At 49.6% G+C, this 17,109-nt stretch carries 13 protein-coding genes; 8 read left to right on the forward strand and 5 right to left on the reverse strand.

The window, feature by feature from the left end; genetic code table 11:
* Positions 1-7: 7 nt before the first annotated feature.
* From AC6IB1_RS12670 to AC6IB1_RS12680, 3 genes are all read right to left on the reverse strand, one after another.
* Positions 8-709: an ABC transporter permease gene (locus AC6IB1_RS12670; protein WP_497566964.1), complete on the reverse strand. Its 702-nt coding sequence runs from the start codon at positions 707-709 to the stop codon at positions 8-10.
* A gap of 322 nt (positions 710-1,031) precedes the next feature.
* Positions 1,032-1,796, reverse strand: a complete 765-nt coding sequence (locus AC6IB1_RS12675) for a transporter substrate-binding domain-containing protein (protein ID WP_497566965.1) — start codon at positions 1,794-1,796, stop codon at positions 1,032-1,034.
* An 85-nt stretch (positions 1,797-1,881) separates the two neighbouring features.
* Positions 1,882-2,652 (reverse strand): ABC transporter ATP-binding protein, encoded by a 771-nt coding sequence (locus AC6IB1_RS12680; RefSeq protein WP_497566966.1) that lies wholly within the window; start codon positions 2,650-2,652, stop codon positions 1,882-1,884.
* 351 nt (positions 2,653-3,003) lie between these two features.
* Between AC6IB1_RS12680 and AC6IB1_RS12685 the strand changes: the two genes are divergently transcribed.
* Positions 3,004-4,653 carry an ABC transporter substrate-binding protein gene (locus AC6IB1_RS12685; RefSeq protein ID WP_497566967.1) on the forward strand — a complete coding sequence of 550 codons (1,650 nt, stop codon included), beginning with the start codon at positions 3,004-3,006 and terminating at the stop codon, positions 4,651-4,653.
* On the opposite strand, the gene AC6IB1_RS12690 is transcribed toward AC6IB1_RS12685, so the two are convergent.
* Positions 4,650-5,816, reverse strand: a complete 1,167-nt coding sequence (locus AC6IB1_RS12690; protein WP_497566968.1) for a tetratricopeptide repeat protein — start codon at positions 5,814-5,816, stop codon at positions 4,650-4,652. The genes AC6IB1_RS12685 and AC6IB1_RS12690 overlap by 4 nt on opposite strands.
* Positions 5,817-6,027: 211 nt before the next feature.
* Here AC6IB1_RS12690 and ycaO point away from each other — a divergent pair, with 211 nt between their 5' ends.
* The 4 genes from ycaO (at position 6,028) to pflA (ending at position 13,117) form a co-directional block, all read left to right on the forward strand.
* On the forward strand, positions 6,028-7,782 hold the full coding sequence (gene ycaO, locus AC6IB1_RS12695; RefSeq protein WP_497566969.1) for a 30S ribosomal protein S12 methylthiotransferase accessory factor YcaO: 1,755 nt from the start codon (positions 6,028-6,030) through the stop codon (positions 7,780-7,782).
* Between the two features lie 427 nt (positions 7,783-8,209).
* Positions 8,210-9,754, forward strand: a complete 1,545-nt coding sequence (locus tag AC6IB1_RS12700; protein ID WP_115659986.1) for a DUF3360 family protein — start codon at positions 8,210-8,212, stop codon at positions 9,752-9,754.
* A gap of 201 nt (positions 9,755-9,955) precedes the next feature.
* Complete coding sequence (gene pflB, locus AC6IB1_RS12705) at positions 9,956-12,232, forward strand: formate C-acetyltransferase (protein ID WP_497566970.1); 2,277 nt, start codon at positions 9,956-9,958, stop codon at positions 12,230-12,232.
* Positions 12,233-12,376: 144 nt separating this feature from the next.
* The gene (gene pflA / locus AC6IB1_RS12710; RefSeq protein ID WP_005503564.1) at positions 12,377-13,117 is read left to right on the forward strand and encodes a pyruvate formate lyase 1-activating protein; all 741 of its coding nucleotides are present in this window, start codon (positions 12,377-12,379) and stop codon (positions 13,115-13,117) included.
* A 47-nt stretch (positions 13,118-13,164) separates the two neighbouring features.
* Here pflA and AC6IB1_RS12715 read toward each other — a convergent pair whose 3' ends face one another.
* The gene (locus AC6IB1_RS12715; protein ID WP_497566971.1) at positions 13,165-13,812 is read right to left on the reverse strand and encodes an energy-coupling factor ABC transporter permease; all 648 of its coding nucleotides are present in this window, start codon (positions 13,810-13,812) and stop codon (positions 13,165-13,167) included.
* Between the two features lie 202 nt (positions 13,813-14,014).
* Here AC6IB1_RS12715 and AC6IB1_RS12720 point away from each other — a divergent pair, with 202 nt between their 5' ends.
* The 3 genes from AC6IB1_RS12720 (at position 14,015) to speA (ending at position 17,074) form a co-directional block, all read left to right on the forward strand.
* On the forward strand, positions 14,015-14,521 hold the full coding sequence (locus tag AC6IB1_RS12720; RefSeq protein WP_497566972.1) for a YfbU family protein: 507 nt from the start codon (positions 14,015-14,017) through the stop codon (positions 14,519-14,521).
* A 332-nt stretch (positions 14,522-14,853) separates the two neighbouring features.
* Positions 14,854-15,045 (forward strand): hypothetical protein, encoded by a 192-nt coding sequence (locus AC6IB1_RS12725; protein WP_497566973.1) that lies wholly within the window; start codon positions 14,854-14,856, stop codon positions 15,043-15,045.
* A gap of 109 nt (positions 15,046-15,154) precedes the next feature.
* Positions 15,155-17,074 (forward strand): biosynthetic arginine decarboxylase, encoded by a 1,920-nt coding sequence (gene speA / locus AC6IB1_RS12730; RefSeq protein ID WP_497566974.1) that lies wholly within the window; start codon positions 15,155-15,157, stop codon positions 17,072-17,074.
* Positions 17,075-17,109: the final 35 nt, after the last annotated feature.

The raw sequence follows: 17,109 nt of genomic DNA on the forward strand, positions 1-17,109 counted from the left end.
CGTCTCCTCAGCCCCTCACTACACCGGCGCTGAACTTACGCTCCAGGCGTTTGAGGCCAAGCTCAGACACCGAGGTGATCAGCAGATAGACAATCGCTACCGGAATAAAGAATTTGAACGGTTCGTTCACCGCACCCGCCGCTTCCTTGGCAAGACGGGTCATGTCTGCCAGACCAATCACGGACACCAGTGCCGTGGTTTTTACCAACACCAGCCAGTTGTTACCAATTCCCGGCAGGGCATGTCGCATCATTTGCGGAAACATAATGCGGCGGAAGATCATCCAGGGGCTCATGCCATACGCCGTTCCTGCTTCAAGCTGACCGCGGTCAACCGCCAGAAACGCACCACGGAAAGTTTCTGCCATGTAGGCGCCAAAAATAAAGCCAATCGTCGAGACACCGGCCGTGAACTCGTCGATATTGAAAAATACGTCAATCTCATACTGCTCATACAGCCAGTCAGAGACATTGTTCATCATGATTTGTGCGCCGAAAAAGATCAGCAGCATCAACACCAGATCAGGCACTCCCCTGACTACGGTGGAATAGAGCGTCGCCACGCCCCGGGCAACACGGTTTTTTGAAAGGCGGGCCATTGCCGTTACCAATCCCAGTAATACGGCAATCACTGCAGAAAGCACCGCCAGTTCGACGGTCAGAATTGCGCCCATAAAAATAGAGGGGCCGTAACCATGCAGATCTAACATCCTTTCCTCCTGCACGAATAAACCGATAGCGACACTACCGCTTTATGGATTGTTGTATCCAGCCTTCGCGTATCAGTCAAAAGGGAGCGAGTCCTGCTCCCCCAAAGGTCAACAGACCCTATCGCTTCACCAGCCTTGAACCCTAACGAATCAAGGCCGTACTATCTGCTGATAACCGTTAATTACGGCTAGCAGATACTGCAACGTAGTTGGAGCTAGAGCAAGGCGCCGAGCACGTGAATCCCCATGAGTATAGGTTTCCTATGTGATTGGGGTTAGCGCGCGCAAGCAACGCCGCTATCGCTCCAACTAAGAAGCAGGATCACATTTTGATGTCGTAGGCAAAATACTTCTTACGTATCTCATCATACGTACCGTCAGCTTTGACTTCCGCCAGTGCTTTATTGAAGATCGCTGCCAGCGCTTTATCACGCTTACGGAATGCCGCTGCGACACCGTTGCCCAGTTGCACGTTATCGCCTACGGCTTCAAAACGGTCACCGTCTTTAGCGGCCAGGATGGAAGACTCACCTACCGGGAAATCCAGCAGCACGATATCAAGACGGCCACCTTGAAGATCCAGCACCAGATCATCACCGGTGGTGTAACGCTTCACTTCTGCAACCTTGCTGTAGGTGTCTGTGGCGTGATTGTCCTGAATAGTGCCGCGCTGAACGCCAATACGTTTCCCTTTCAGGGAATCAACATCAGCAGGGTTCAGACCTGAACCTTTTGGTGCAAAAAAGCCGCTTGGGGTGTTGTAGTAAGGTTCAGAAAACAGCACTTGTTTAGCACGCTCTTCCGTCACGGACATTGATGAGAAGATCACGTCGTATTTGCGGGCCTGAAGACCTGGAATAATGCCATCCCACGCCTGAACAACCCAGCTACAGTTCAGTTTTGCGCTTTCACATACAGCGTTACCCAGATCCACTTCGAACCCTGTCAGCGTACCGTCTGGCGCTTTATATTCGAAAGGTTCATAAGGTACATCCACAGCGATGCGTACGTCTTTCCACTCTTTTGCCTGAACAGCTGTCGCACCCAGTGCAGCAGTAACTGCAGCAGCCACTAACCATTTTTTCATCTTTCCGTCTCCTTATGGATATTTTATCCAGATGGCGATACTCCCTTGCCATCTGCTGTATGCGTTTAAACGCATTGGGGGTTTGTTAGTAAATCGAAGAAATAAACTGCTGTAACCGCTCCGATTCAGGATCTGTAAAAAGCTTAGCGGGGTTCCCCTGCTCTTCCACTAATCCCTGATGTAAAAACATCACATGGTTGGATACGTCACGCGCAAAAGCCATTTCGTGGGTCACCACTAACATAGTACGTCCTTCTTCGGCGAGGCTTTTCATCACGTTCAGCACTTCCCCAACCAGTTCAGGGTCGAGAGCAGAGGTGGGTTCATCAAACAGCAATACTTCCGGTTCAACCGCCAGTGCGCGGGCAATGGCAGCACGTTGTTGCTGGCCACCTGAAAGGTGACCGGGGTAATAATCACGGCGCTCCCAGAGACCAACACGCTGCAGGTACGCTTCTGCGCGCTCCAGCGCCTCTTTTTTAGGCACACCCAAAACGTGAATAGGTGCTTCAATCACGTTTTCGATAACTGTCATATGGGACCAGAGGTTAAAGCCCTGAAATACCATGGCAAGGCGTGAGCGAATACGTTGAACCTGCTTGTCACTGACAGGTATGGCTTCGCCGTGGCGGCCGTTTTTCATTTCAATCAGCTCACCATTGACCAGGATCTCGCCTGCCGTTGGTGTCTCCAACAAGTTGATACAGCGAAGAAACGTACTTTTCCCTGAACCGGATGAACCGATGATAGAGATGACATCGCCACGGTGTGCGTCCAGTGAAATCCCTTTTAGTACCTCGTGTTGACCAAAGGTCTTGTGAAGATCTTTGACTTGTAGCGCTACTGCTTCCGTCATGCGCTTGACTCCTGTCTTTCTGTCAGCACGTCGTGCCTTATATCTACCAGTTGGGAAATATCTACCAGTTGGGAATGTCAAAGCCCAGCATGGTTTTGACATAAATTGTGATTTTTTGCCGTGCCACAACACAATTCACTACAGTTGCCCGTTTATGTGAAAATAACATCCATCAGTTTACACAGCAACAATTTGCTAACCTTTAAGCAAGTAAAAATTAAGTCATTTTTAATGCATAATTAAACAGATTGGGGGTATTTATCAATCGTTTGAATTGATTGATGGTTGGCGAGGCTTAGTGTAGGGTGTATTTCGATAAAAATATGCTTATAGATCAATATTGAGAGAGCTATGTTGTCACGATTGCTGACCCTGTGTATTGCGCTTGTCTCTTTCGCCGGCACAGCATCACCCCACACATTAACTATCATTCCAGATCTGTCGAGCGGTTTTGTCAGGAACTACAATCCCTTCCGAGTAGACCGTTTAGCCACCACGCGTGATTTTATCTTCGAACCTCTGATGGTGTTTGAAGATGATGGCGTGCATTTCCGTCTTGCTGAAAGTTACACACTCACCCCGGATCTGAAAGGCATCATATTGACCCTGCGTGATGGCATTATGTGGTCTGACGGTACCCCTTTTAGTGCAGATGATGTTGTCTACAGCCTGTCACTGCTCAAAAAAGAACCTGAACTGGATTACAATTCACTCGGCGACTGGATTAAACACATCGAAAAACATGGTAAAAATGAGGTATACATCTCGTTAACCCGTCCTAACGCACAAATTGCCTACTATTTACAACAGGCGATCATTGTCCCTATACACCAGTGGCAAGGTATTTCCAACAAGCGTTTCTTTCTCAACCCTAATCCAGTTGGCACCGGACCGTTTACTGATATTAAAGCCTTCAGCAGCAATAATATTGTCCAGTGCCGTAATCCCCATTACTGGCAGCAAAGCACGCTGAATGTCGATTGTATCCGTTACCCCCAGGTGAAAAGTAATGACGAACTGATCTCCCGCCTCAGCAATGGGGAGTTTGACTGGGCCAGTGCATTTATTCCTGACATCGAACGGAATTATGCCGCCTACTCACGCGACTATCATTATCACCATAAACCATCGACTATCGTCAGCCTGATGTTCAACTTCAGGCACCCGAATGAAGAAATGCGCAAAATTATCCAGGATGTGCGCTTTCGCCGTGCGGTTTCCATGGGAATTACACGGAAAACCTTGATTGATGTTGCCATTTTTGGGCAAGGCGAAAAAGCCACCCTTGCCAGTGGACTGGAATCGAAATTTGAGGATTGGATAGACAATTCGGCCGCAGAGCAGCATCTTTATTATATTCGCTTTCATCCCCAGGTAGCATCACGCCTTTTGGACACTCTGGATTTAAAAGACATGGATGGTGATGGATACCGCGAATTGCCTTCTGGCAAGCCTTTTACCCTGCGGATCATTGCTCCGACAGGATGGAGTGATTTTATCTCTGTTGCCAATATGGTGGCAGAAATGTTGGCCAAAGTGGGTTTGCGCGTCAGCACCGAAGACATTCCTTTCCCTGAGTATGAATCAAGAATGACAAAGGCTGAATATGACATCAGCATTACTAACTATTTTTCGGGTCTGACACCGTTTAATTACCTGAATACTGCGTTCAACAGCCACTATCAACAACCTACATCACCGCGCTATGCCAAGCATTATTTTAAGGACCGTCGTATCGACAACTTGCTGTCAGAGTTTTTACTGCAAACCGATCCCCAAAAGCAGCGGAAACTGATAAACCAGCTCCATCTGCGTATATCAGAGCAACAAGTCACCGTCCCACTCTATTACAAGCTGGAAATGGTCGAGTTCACGACCACGCGCTTTAAAGGCTGGAGACAACATGCTGACGGCAGCCCAAATGTCCCGCCAATTTGGAACACTGAGCGGCCAAGGTTAATGCAATTATTGGAACTCACACCAACTGAAAATACGGATTAGGGCTTATCCTTTTGCATCAGCTCCAGTGTGTCCAGCCAAACGTCTGCATCACTGGAAGGGTCGAGCATTTTCAGGCGTTCATACGCTGAGCGGGCACGTTCAAACTGGTTGGTTTTCATGGCACTGTACCCCAGCATTTCCCACAGGAAGGTATCTCGGCTCCCGCCCATATCAATGGCCTGCTGAGCCAGTTCAGCAGCGTCCGACCAGCGCTGGAGCTGGGAAGCAATGCGGGTTTGCACTTTCAACAGGGAAAGCTCGGGCTCTTTGTTCAAAACAGATGCCACTTCCCAAGCATCCGACCATTGCATCGCTTGCATATGGTATTGCAACTTACGTTTCAGCACTTCACGGTCGACGGCAATCTTTTCATCCTTAATGCCCTGATTTAACAGCGCCATTGCCTGCTCTGTGTTTCCAAGCAAGCTAGCGTATTGAGACATATCAAGATAATCCTGCCCGGTCAGCGCCGCCCCGGCTTTTTCTTCTTCCTGAAGGATTTTCAGAGCCTGCCTGACCTCTCCCAGTCTGGCGTAAGCGGACGCTTTTTTTCGTTGCCAGCGAAGATCATGACCAAATTTCTGTTGCAGCACACGGGTGGTATTTATCAGGGCACGGTCTTGTTGCAGCTGTTCTTCACTGAGTAGCTTAATTTGCCAGATAAACTTCGGCACGTCGGCATAACGGGCAATCATGGCATTCGCCTGAGCCAACGCGTCGGTATAATGTTTTTCACTGAAAAGGGCGCGAGTGTAAAGCTGTTCAACCGGTTGGAAGGGTGGAAACTCGTCAATGTATTTTTTGCCATAACGGACAGCCACATCCGGCTTGCCCCGCTTCATGGAAAGAGAGACCAATGCACCCAACACATCCTGCCTCAGGCTTTGGGGTAGCTTGCGGTAGGAAAGGGCTTGGGTATAGGCGACATAGGCCCGGTCATAATCCCCTTCATGAAGATAAATATAACCGAGCAACCTCTGGTGCAGGGCGGCTTGTTCTTCGTTGTCCGCCACAATGGTCTTGGCCAGCTCCGAGGCTTTATCTAAGGCATCTTCAGATAACAGAGATTCAATTCGGTTGAGATGTCGGGCAAAATCCGGATCACTGGCATACGCCGGTAAACTTGCACAAAACAACACGATGCCAACACCAAAAACGTTCATATCCTTCAGCCAATAACGGTTTGATATCTCGACTATAACGCAGATTAGTCATCCTTCGCTTGCAAAAGCGTCTATTTTTTGCAGACAAGCAGCATATCCTTATCTCCCAAACATTGCCTGACTTTCCTGCGCAAAGGGGAAAACACCCAAAGTGCAGGTTTAGGGTCGTTTCGGTATATACTCCGAGCCTTCCAACGAGACTGAGAATGCCATGAAAACCTATATCCCCGGTAAAGACGCTGCCCTAGAAGAGTCTATCAACCATTTTGAAACCAAACTGAAGGAAGCAGGCTTTAACGTGCAACCCATTTCCTGGTTAAACCCTGTCCCCAACGTTTGGTCTGTGCACATCCGTGATGTGGATGCCCCCATGAACTTTACCAATGGTAAAGGAGCAAGCCAAAAAGCCGCGTTGGCATCTGCGCTGGGTGAATATTTTGAGCGCCTCTCCTGCAACTATTTCTATGCTGACTTCTACCTCGGTCAAGAAATAGCGGATGCACCGTTTGTGCATTATCCCAATGAAAGATGGTTCCCGCTCACCGATGACGACACCCTGCCCGAAGGCTTGCTCGATGACAGGATGCGTGCGTTTTACGATCAGGATGAGACCCTGATGGCGAGCGATCTGATTGATCTGCAGTCGGGTAATGAAACACGGGGGATTTGCGCCCTGCCGTTTGTCCGCCAAACAGATCAACAGACCGTTTATATACCGATGAATATTATCGGCAACCTGTATGTCTCTAATGGGATGTCAGCAGGCAACACGGTGACGGAAGCACGCAGCCAGGCGCTGTCTGAGGTCTTTGAACGCGCCATAAAAAACCGCATCATCGCCGGGCGCATCAGCATGCCGGAAATTCCGCAGGAAGTCATCGCCCGCTATCCCGGCATCAAAGCATCAATAGATGCTCTGATAGCAGAAGGCTTCCCTATCACGGTTTACGACGCTTCGATGGGCGGTCAGTATCCTGTGGTATGCGTCACCCTGTTTAACCCCCACAATGGCACCTGTTTTACTTCCTGGGGCGCACATCCACGTTTTCAGGTTGCACTTGAACGCACGGTAACTGAACTGCTTCAGGGACGCAGCCTGAAAGATCTCGATGTGTTTGAAGCACCCTCCTTCCATGATGAAGAGGTGGCTGATCACCATAATCTAGAAACTCATTTCATTGACTCTTCCGGTACAGTGTCCTGGGACATGTTTAAATCTACTCCGGACTATGCATTTACCGAATGGAACTTTGAAGGCTCGTCAGAAGAAGAAGTGGCATGGCTTTTGGGCAAACTGCACGCTGAAGATACTGATGCCTACATTGCCGATTACCAACACCTTGGTGTGAATTGCTGCCGTGTGATTGTGCCAGGCTGGTCAGAAATCTACCCACCGGAAGAAGTGCAACTTTGTAACAACAACCGGGGCACCGAGCTGCGTAACGCCATGGCGATGCTACTGGCCACCGGATTCAGCGATGAAGCCGTTGAGTCCCTGTTCGATGTGCTGGAAATATCAGACTTCGATGACAGCTACATGGTATGTGAACTGATGGGCATTTTGCCAGATGCCGACACTGCGTGGAAAACACTCACTATCGGCGAGCTGAAATGTCTGCTGGCACTGGCGATGGGCGATCTGGAAACGGCACAGGATCTGGCAACCTGGAGTCTGGAATACAACGCTACCATTTACAGCCCGGCCCGCACCCTGTTTATGCGTTGCCTGATTGCCAGCCTTGAACTGGCACAGGACAACAACCGCGATGCGGTTGAATACCGTCATGCCTTTGGTTTTGTGTATGGCGAGGCGATCACTGACGCAGTTTGGGCATCCATATGTGGCGATGTCCGTTTCTATGGCCTGGAGCTGGAAAATGCTGATTTGACGGCATTCAGTGCTCATCAAAAACTGTTGGCCTCCTATAAAAAGCTGCAACGAGCGAAAGCTCACCCAGTCACCTGATTTTTTCGATACCTACCTCAACTACCAGCCTGCCCGAACAGTCGTGCAGGCTTCTTTTTTGAGTTCAACAGCACGGTGCAAAAAAGCGACAAGCGCCACTTCTTTATTAACCAGTCAGTGTCGTTTTGTGGCACGTACCTCGCACCATTACTGGTAATTTTATTTCAAAATGTGAATTGAATTCGATAAATCCAGCAATACTCCTGCCAATAAAGTGGATTTTAGTTTCTGATCTCTGTCTCATTCTGTAATTTAATTTCATGAAAATGATCTAAATCAAATCTACCTAAAAGAGGTTTGTTAGTATGCTGATAACGAATTTTGGCTCCCGGCAACATTCCTCTCAGCAGCACATTATTGCTGAATAAAAGCGTCAACAAGCGGGGGGCGTAAACAAATCTGTTTGCTTTTATATGAAGAGGACCTTATGTCAACACAAGCTCCCCTAGAGCATATCGGCGAGGAGGTGCAAAGCGAATACCAAGCGAAGCATCAACCTGCCTCCGCGTTCGCCACCCGCTCAGAGTATCTGGATCACGAACTTCAGATCATGAATCCACGACGTTGGAAACTCAATCTGCCAGGCCGTGACTTTCGATTCGAACTCGAAGACCTCGTCCCCGCTCTGGCAGGCACCATCGGTATTATTGCCATGTACTCAGCCGTCATGATGTCCTGGGCTGATGGCCTGACCCAATCCTGGGATCACATCAACCTCGGCAAAGAGTTTGCGATCGAAGTCGCCCGAGTAGAAATGCTTATCCCCGCCCTGCTGTTCTGTGTTCTTGCTTCTGGCTTTATCAATCCCCGCGCGAACCTTGCCGGTAACCACGGCCCAATGATCCCCCTGATTGGCACGATTGCCCTGGCCGGTGCTCACCCTCTTGCCCTTGCCCTTCTGCTGGGTATGTTCGGCCTGATGCTCAGTTACTTCAAAGGCGGTTCCAAGCTTGTCAACCTCACCAGTGAAGGGGTTGCCGGAGGCTTACTTATTTTTCTGGGTTTTACCGGTGCCATGAGTCAAATCTCAGACATCCAGACTTGGGCGAAAGGCCTAGAGTCAGCCACCATTGCCAAAGGCAACATGGGGTACGTCGGTTTGGTTGTATTGGCAATTAACGTCATCCTTTACGCCTACCTTGCTCGTATCGGCAAGCGCTGGCTGGCCATTCCTGCCTGTGCATTTACCGGTCTGATGTCAGCCCTTGCCCTGGGCGCAGGCTTTGACCTGACCTTCACCACCGAAATGGGCCTGCCAAACCTGAACCCGGTTTACTGGTGGGGCAGCACTGAACAAGGGTGGATGCTGGGTCTGCCAAACCTGCAGCACTTTATTGCATCGCTGCCGTTTGCGATTCTGGCGGTTGCCATGTGGTCACCGGATTTTCTCGGCCACCGTATTTTCCAGGAACTGAACTACCCACCGAAGACAGAAAAAGTGCTGATGGACGTGGATGACACCATGACCATGTGCTCTGTCCGCCAAATGGTAGGTACTGCGGTGGGTGGTGGTAACATCACCTCTTCCTGGGGCACTTATATGATCCCTGCCGCGATTGCAAAGCGTCCCATTCCTGCCGGTGCCATCCTGTTAGGCTCTTTGGTGATGTTCATTGCAATCCTGGGTTTTCCTATGGACGTAGCGGTATGGCCACCAGTGATGCGTATTGCCCTGCTGGTCGGTGTATTCCTGCCACTGCTGGAAGCGGGTGTACAAATGGTACGTGAAACCAAAGACTCGCAGTCTGCTGGTATCTGTATCTTTGCCTCCATGGTTGCTAACCCTGTACTGGCTTGGGCGCTGGCAATGCTGCTTGATAACAATGGCCTTATCGGTAACAAAGCGCGAGCAAAAAAACTGTCTTTTGTAGACCGTATTGTGATTCCAGGATCAGTATTGCTTATCTGTCTGGTTGCTATGCTGGCAGTGGGTATGCTTGAGAGTAAGTTTGGTATCCCTGCGCTGATGTAACGTTCAAACAGGGCAGCTATTTTTAGCTGTCCGAAAAACGGTTTATCTTGGGAAGAGAAAGCGTAAAATCAAACGCGTTTGGAAGACTGTTTTTGCTTTTACTGTTTTTTCTAATGATCGTGTACGGCCACTGGCTCAACGGTGGGGCGACAAGAAAGTCGCTAAGTACTTGTTTTCTTCTACTAAAAAGGTAGGTACAACATGTCTGAGCAATTTGCTAAAGCATGGGAAGGTTTCGCTGACGGCGAATGGCAGAACGAAGTTAACGTTCGTGATTTTATTCAGAAAAACTACACCCCTTATGAGGGCGATGAGTCTTTCCTAGTGACGGAAGGTACTGAAGCAACCAAACAGCTTTGGGATAAAGTCATGGAAGGCATCAAGATTGAGAATGCCACGCATGCCCCTCTGGATTTCGATACCTCTGTTATCTCTACCATTACTGCTCACGACGCGGGTTACATCAGCAAAGATCTGGAAAAGATCGTCGGCCTGCAAACTGAAGCGCCCCTGAAGCGCGCAATCATGCCTAACGGTGGCGTCCGCATGATTGAAGGTTCTTGTAAGGCTTATGGTCGTGAGCTGGATCCAACGGTAAAAAAAATCTACTCGGAATACCGCAAAACCCACAACCAAGGCGTATTCGATATCTACACCCCTGATATCCTGAAGTGCCGCAAGTCTGGTATTTTGACTGGCCTGCCTGATGCCTATGGCCGTGGCCGTATCATCGGTGACTACCGTCGTGTTGCCCTGTACGGTATCGATTTCCTGATGCAGGACAAAGCGAAGCAATTCCACTCTCTGCAAGAGAAACTGGAATCAGGTGAAGACCTGCAAATGACGATGCAGCTTCGTGAAGAGCTTCAAGAGCAATACCGTGCCCTTGAGCAAATGAAAGAGATGGCGGCCAAATACGGCTTTGACATCTCCCGTCCTGCAGAAACAGCGCAAGAAGCGGTTCAGTGGCTGTACTTCGGTTACCTGGCTGCGGTTAAATCCCAAAACGGTGCAGCAATGTCTCTGGGCCGTACCTCTACGTTCCTGGACATTTACATTGAACGTGACCTAGCTGCTGGCAAGATCACCGAAGAAGACGCGCAGGAACTCATCGACCACTTCGTCATGAAGCTGCGTATGGTTCGCTTCCTGCGTACCCCAGAATACGATGAGCTGTTCTCTGGCGATCCAATCTGGGCGACAGAGTCTATGGGTGGTATGGGCATTGATGGCCGTACACTGGTTACCCGTACTAACTTCCGCTTCCTGAACACCCTGTACACCATGGGGCCTTCTCCAGAGCCAAACATCACGGTTCTGTGGTCTGAACAACTGCCAGAAGGCTTCAAGAAGTTCTGTGCGAAAGTGTCTATCGATACGTCTTCAATCCAGTACGAAAACGACGACCTGATGCGCCCAGACTTCAACAACGATGACTACGCTATCGCATGTTGCGTGTCACCTATGGTTGTCGGTAAGCACATGCAGTTCTTCGGCGCGCGTGCGAACCTGGCGAAAACCCTGCTGTATGTTATCAACGGCGGTGTGGACGAAAAACTGAAGATACAGGTGGGTCCTAAACAGGCACCAATGACCGACGAGATACTGGACTTCGACAAAGTCTGGGCAGGTCTGGACAGCTTCATGGATTGGCTGGCAAAACAATACGTCACTGCACTGAACGCGATTCACTATTCTCACGACAAATACAGCTACGAAGCCGCACTGATGGCCCTGCACGATCGCGATGTTCGCCGTACCATGGCGTGTGGTATCGCAGGTCTGTCTGTTGCAGCTGACTCACTGTCGGCAATCAAGTACGCGAAAGTAAAACCTATCCGTGACGAAGACGGCATTGCTATCGACTTCGACATCGAAGGTGACTATCCGAAATTTGGTAACAACGACGCGCGTGTGGATGACATCGCCTGCGAGCTGGTTGAACGCTTCATGAACAAGATTCGTAAGCTGAAAACTTACCGCGACGCGATCCCAACCCAGTCTATCCTGACCATCACCTCTAACGTTGTATATGGTAAGAAGACAGGTAACACGCCAGACGGTCGTCGTGCAGGAGCTCCATTTGCGCCGGGTGCGAACCCAATGCACGGGCGTGACGAGAAAGGGGCTGTCGCGTCTCTGACGTCTGTCGGTAAACTGCCATTCGCTCACGCGAAAGACGGTATTTCTTACACCTTCTCTATCGTGCCAAATGCACTGGGTAAAGATGCAGAAACCCAGAAAGCGAACCTGGCAGGCCTGATGGATGGTTATTTCCACCATGAATCAGGTATTGAAGGCGGACAACACCTGAACGTTAACGTGCTGAACCGTGAAACACTGGAAGATGCGGTTAAGCATCCAGAGAAATATCCTCAGCTGACAATCCGTGTCTCTGGCTATGCAGTACGTTTTAACTCGCTGACTGCAGAGCAGCAAAAAGACGTCATCGCACGTACATTCACTGAATCCCTGTAGTCGATTCATTGCCAAAAGCACCTCCCTTGTGGAGGTGTTTTTTTATCCCAAACCAAATGGTTAATACACCGGAATTCCTTTAGGTCACCTCATTTCTGTCATAAAATAACACCCCTTACTTTTTACAGTATTTTGGAGATGATCATGTCGGTGATTGGCCGTATTCACTCTTTTGAGTCATGTGGAACCGTTGATGGTCCAGGCATTCGATTTATCGTGTTCATGCAAGGGTGCCTGATGCGCTGCAAATACTGCCACAACCGTGATACGTGGGATCTACATGATGGCCGAGAGGTGACCGTCGAAGAAATCATGAAAGAGGTGGTCACCTACCGTCACTTTATCAATGCTTCAGGTGGCGGCGTGACGGCATCCGGGGGAGAAGCCATGCTCCAACCGGAATTTGTACGAGACTTTTTCCGCGCCGCCAAAGCAGAGGGGATCCACACCTGTCTGGACACAAACGGCTATATCCGCAAACACACAGATGTGATTGATGAAGTACTGGATGCCACCGATCTGGTGATGCTTGACCTCAAACAATTGAACGACGATATTCATAAAGATCTGGTGGGAGTGTCCAACCACCGGACACTGGATTTTGCCCGCTACCTTCACCAACGAGGCCAGAAAACCTGGATTCGCTATGTGGTTGTCCCGGGCTATACCGACGACGATGAGTCCGCGCACCGTCTTGGCGAGTTTATCAAAGACATGGATAACATCGAAAAAGTGGAAATGCTGCCGTATCACCAACTCGGTGCACACAAATGGGAAGCACTGGGCCTCGAGTATGCGCTGAAAGATGTCAAACCTCCGAAAAAAGAGACGATGGAGAGGCTGAAAACCCTCCTCGAAGGCTACGGACACAAAGTGGTTTACTGAAGAACAAATAAAAACCGGCTGACTTCAAGCTGGTTTTTTTTGCGCCTTTATCGGTCTGGCGATAAATACTCACGGTCGTAAAACGTTCTTAGCCAATGTGGCCGATATACCGCCATCAAAGTCACAGCCATCCCATTCAATAATCCTTCAGGAAATCCAATCAGCAGCGCCAGTGACAGGTAGTTGTCGACAATCGTTTCCCACCCATAAAGTCCTGACACCCAGTAGCCTATAGAAACCACACAAAGATGAAAAATAATGGTGAAGATGGCATTAAAAAAGCCAGCAATAAAGATATAGATAAACAGGTGATGGCTGAAGTAACGATAGGATAGGTAAAATACCACATAACTGACCAGAGCCGGAATGACTGCTGTGGTCAATGCATACAACCCGACATCCGCAAACGGCAACAAGCCGAAGGCCACCATCAGGATGAGCGGAATAAAGGAAATCCAGATGGCGATGCGTGGGCCGTGGCAGAGCGTCAGAACTGTCATGCCAAGAAAGTGAATATCCAGCCCCTCACTGATCCCGGCCTTTAACGCCCACAGACAAAACAAGACGATCCCACTGGCAAACACCAAATGTTGGTATTCTTTTTCTGAACGCATTTTCTGCCAACCAATAGGCGTCCAGCAAAGCCAAAGCGATACCAGAAAACACCCCCATCCAACTCCTTGCCAGTAAATCATCCTCGTCCTGTTCTCTTTGGGTTTTACGCGATAAAAATGCGTAAATTTTCAAGTTAAAAAAACGTGACTAATCTATATCCAGATCAAAAAAATGGCGGGCTTCAACTGCTAATCTGTGGCACATGAATTGCCAATCCCCTCACCTAAAAATACAACTAAGAGTTTGTTTGGATAAAAATTTTTATCTTTCGAGGTCACGACTATGGAAATGACACACGCTCAGCGTCTTATCCTATCTAATCAATACACACTAATGTCCCAGCTTGATCCACAAAACGCAGAAAAATATCGCCGCCTACAAATTATTGTAGAGCGTGGCTATGCCCTGCAAATGCGCGAACTGAATAAGGACTTTGGCGACATGTCAGAAGCGCTTTGCCGCCAGGTTGTTGATATCATGGAAATGTACCACGCACTGCAGGAATCTTACCGCATGCTGGAGAATGACACGCGCTGTGAGTGCGATGTGGATGCGCGCCGCCTGCAGTTCTGGGGCTTTGATGCTGCGACAGAAGCTCATTTGGTGAACTACGTACGCTTCCTGACGGAGGTGGAAGGCCTGTACCCACAATTCGACAAAGGTTCACATCACTTCAACAGCCAGACACCGATGCTGGAAAAATATCAACGTATGCTACAAGTATGGCGTAACTGTCCCCGTCAGTACCACCTGAGTGCTAACGAGCTGTGCCAAATCTTTAACGCATAATGTTATTAACGCCTTGATAAAAGCCGCCAGGGGCTGTCAACATAAGTTCAAACGATAAACAGCCCCAAGCCAAAGCGGCTTTGTTTTTTCTCACTATTCTTGAAAAACCAGACAATATGGCGCCTGGTTATTGATGGAATATTTCACTTATCATCGCAAAATTAATTTATTTGCACATAAGAATAATCGGTTGTCTAATCGCCTCGCACCCACCGGTTTTAATAATGCCGTCGAGGTGTATACGGGCGATTGCCTGCCTCACAGCAGGTCAAAATCCGCCGGTTTTTATGTCATACCGTGCAGTAATGGGCACGGCCTTTTTAGGAATGGCAATGAAATCTATCGCAAACCACGACACTCAGGCTTCCGGCTTGACTACCCTTTGCGACACCGCAGCGAACATCCATCCGCAACACAACCCTCAACCCCTGTCGGTACCTTCCCGCAGGAAACGGGCATCACTCAAGCGAACACGCAGCGCGGACGCCGTGCTTCTCGATTTATCGCTACACATGCCTGAATAAGGTCTACCTGCACTATCCTTTATTTTTATTTGGTACAGTGCACCGGTGGCGATCTCTATTACTTGTCTCACCGGGGTGACCTGTACCCAATCACCACTGAGGAATGAACATGAGTGATTGGTCTATTAATGATGCCCGCGATGTCTACAACACATCTTATTGGGGCCAGGGATATTTTGATATTAATTCACAAGGTCAAGTCGTTGCCCGCCCGGATACCAACCAGCCAGAAACCACGATATCCCTGACGGCACTGGCTGATGAGCTGATCGCGAAAGGGGCGTCGTTGCCTGTACTGGTGCGTTTCCCAGAGATCCTGCACCACCGTGTTGACAGCCTGTGTGCCCATTTCAATGATGCCATTGCCGAATACGGTTACGAAGGTGAATACCTGCTGGTTTACCCCATCAAAGTGAACCAACAAAAAGAAGTGGTTGGCGAAATCCTGAAAAGCCAGTATGCAAGCCAAAAACGTCAGTTAGGCCTGGAAGCGGGTAGCAAGCCAGAATTGATGGCTGTACTCGCTATGGCACAACAGGCAAGCTCAGTGATTGTCTGCAACGGCTACAAAGACCGCGAATACATCCGCTTGGCATTAATTGGCGAAAAGCTGGGCCACGAAGTCTATATCGTGCTGGAAAAGCTTTCAGAGCTTGATACCGTGCTGACTGAAGCCAAGGCGCTGGGCGTGAAACCGCGTCTGGGCTTGCGTGCGCGACTGGCGTCCCAAGGCAAAGGGAAATGGCAGGCCAGCGGTGGTGAAAAGTCAAAATTTGGCCTCTCCGCCTCTCAGGTAATGACGGTGATGAACCGTCTGCGTGAGCTGGACATGCTGGACACCCTGCAACTGCTGCACTTCCACCTGGGCTCCCAAATCGCCAATATCCGCGATGTACGATCCGGCGTGAACGAGGCAGCACGCGTATTTGCTGAGCTCTATCAAATGGGGGCAGGCATCACCACGCTGGATGTCGGTGGTGGTCTCGCGGTTGATTATGAGGGCACCCGCAGCCAAAGCAGTTGCTCGATGAACTACAGCCAGCGCGAATATGCGAACAATGTGGTGTTTACCATCGGCGACGTATGTAAGGCATTCAATATCAAAATGCCACGCATTATCTCTGAATCCGGCCGTAACCTTACGGCACACCATGCTGTGCTGATCACCGATGTGATGGGCGTGGAAAGCTATAAGCGGGAAGAGGTGTTTGCGCCTGCTGAAAACGCGTCGCAAATCCTTCATAACATGTGGCGTTCATTCAAAGACCTCAGCCAGTCGACGGATCAGCGTTCACTGGTTGAGATCTACCACGATAACCAGAACGATCTGGCGGAAGTACACATGCAGTTCACGATGGGACTGGTGAACTTCGCGGAGCGTGCATGGGCAGAGCAAATCAGCCTGCGTATCTGCTATGAACTGTCCCGCAAGATGTCACACAAGAACCGCGCACACCGCCCGGTATTGGACGAACTGAACAGCCGTCTGGCAGACAAGTTCTTCGTCAATTTCTCACTGTTCCAATCACTGCCAGACGCCTGGGGAATTGAGCAGGTGTTCCCTATCCTGCCGCTGTCCAGACTCGACAAAGAGCCTCAAAGCCGCGCCGTGTTGCTTGATATCACCTGTGACTCTGACGGGGCAGTCGAGCAATATGTGGAAGGCCAGGGCATTGAAAGCACATTGGCCGTGCCAACCTGGAACAATGAATCGCCCTACCGCCTCGGTTTCTTCATGGTAGGCGCATATCAGGAAATTCTGGGGGATATGCATAACCTGTTTGGGGATACCGATTCCGCTGTGGTCCGCTGCAAGAAAGAAGGCGGCTATGAGATTGAATCAATTCACCATGGCGACACCGTGGGTGATGTTCTGCGCTATGTGCACCTGGAAGCTGATACGTTCTTAAACCAATATCAGGAAATGGTGAAAACCCTGCCAGCTCAAGAGCAGGATGCGATCCTGCTTGAGCTGGCAGAGGGTCTGAAAGGTTACACCTACCTCGAAGACATCAGCCACAACTGTTAAACATTCAGGCAGTCTGCACAGCAGGCTGCCATTTT

The organism is Grimontia sp. THUN1695 (genome assembly GCF_059704325.2).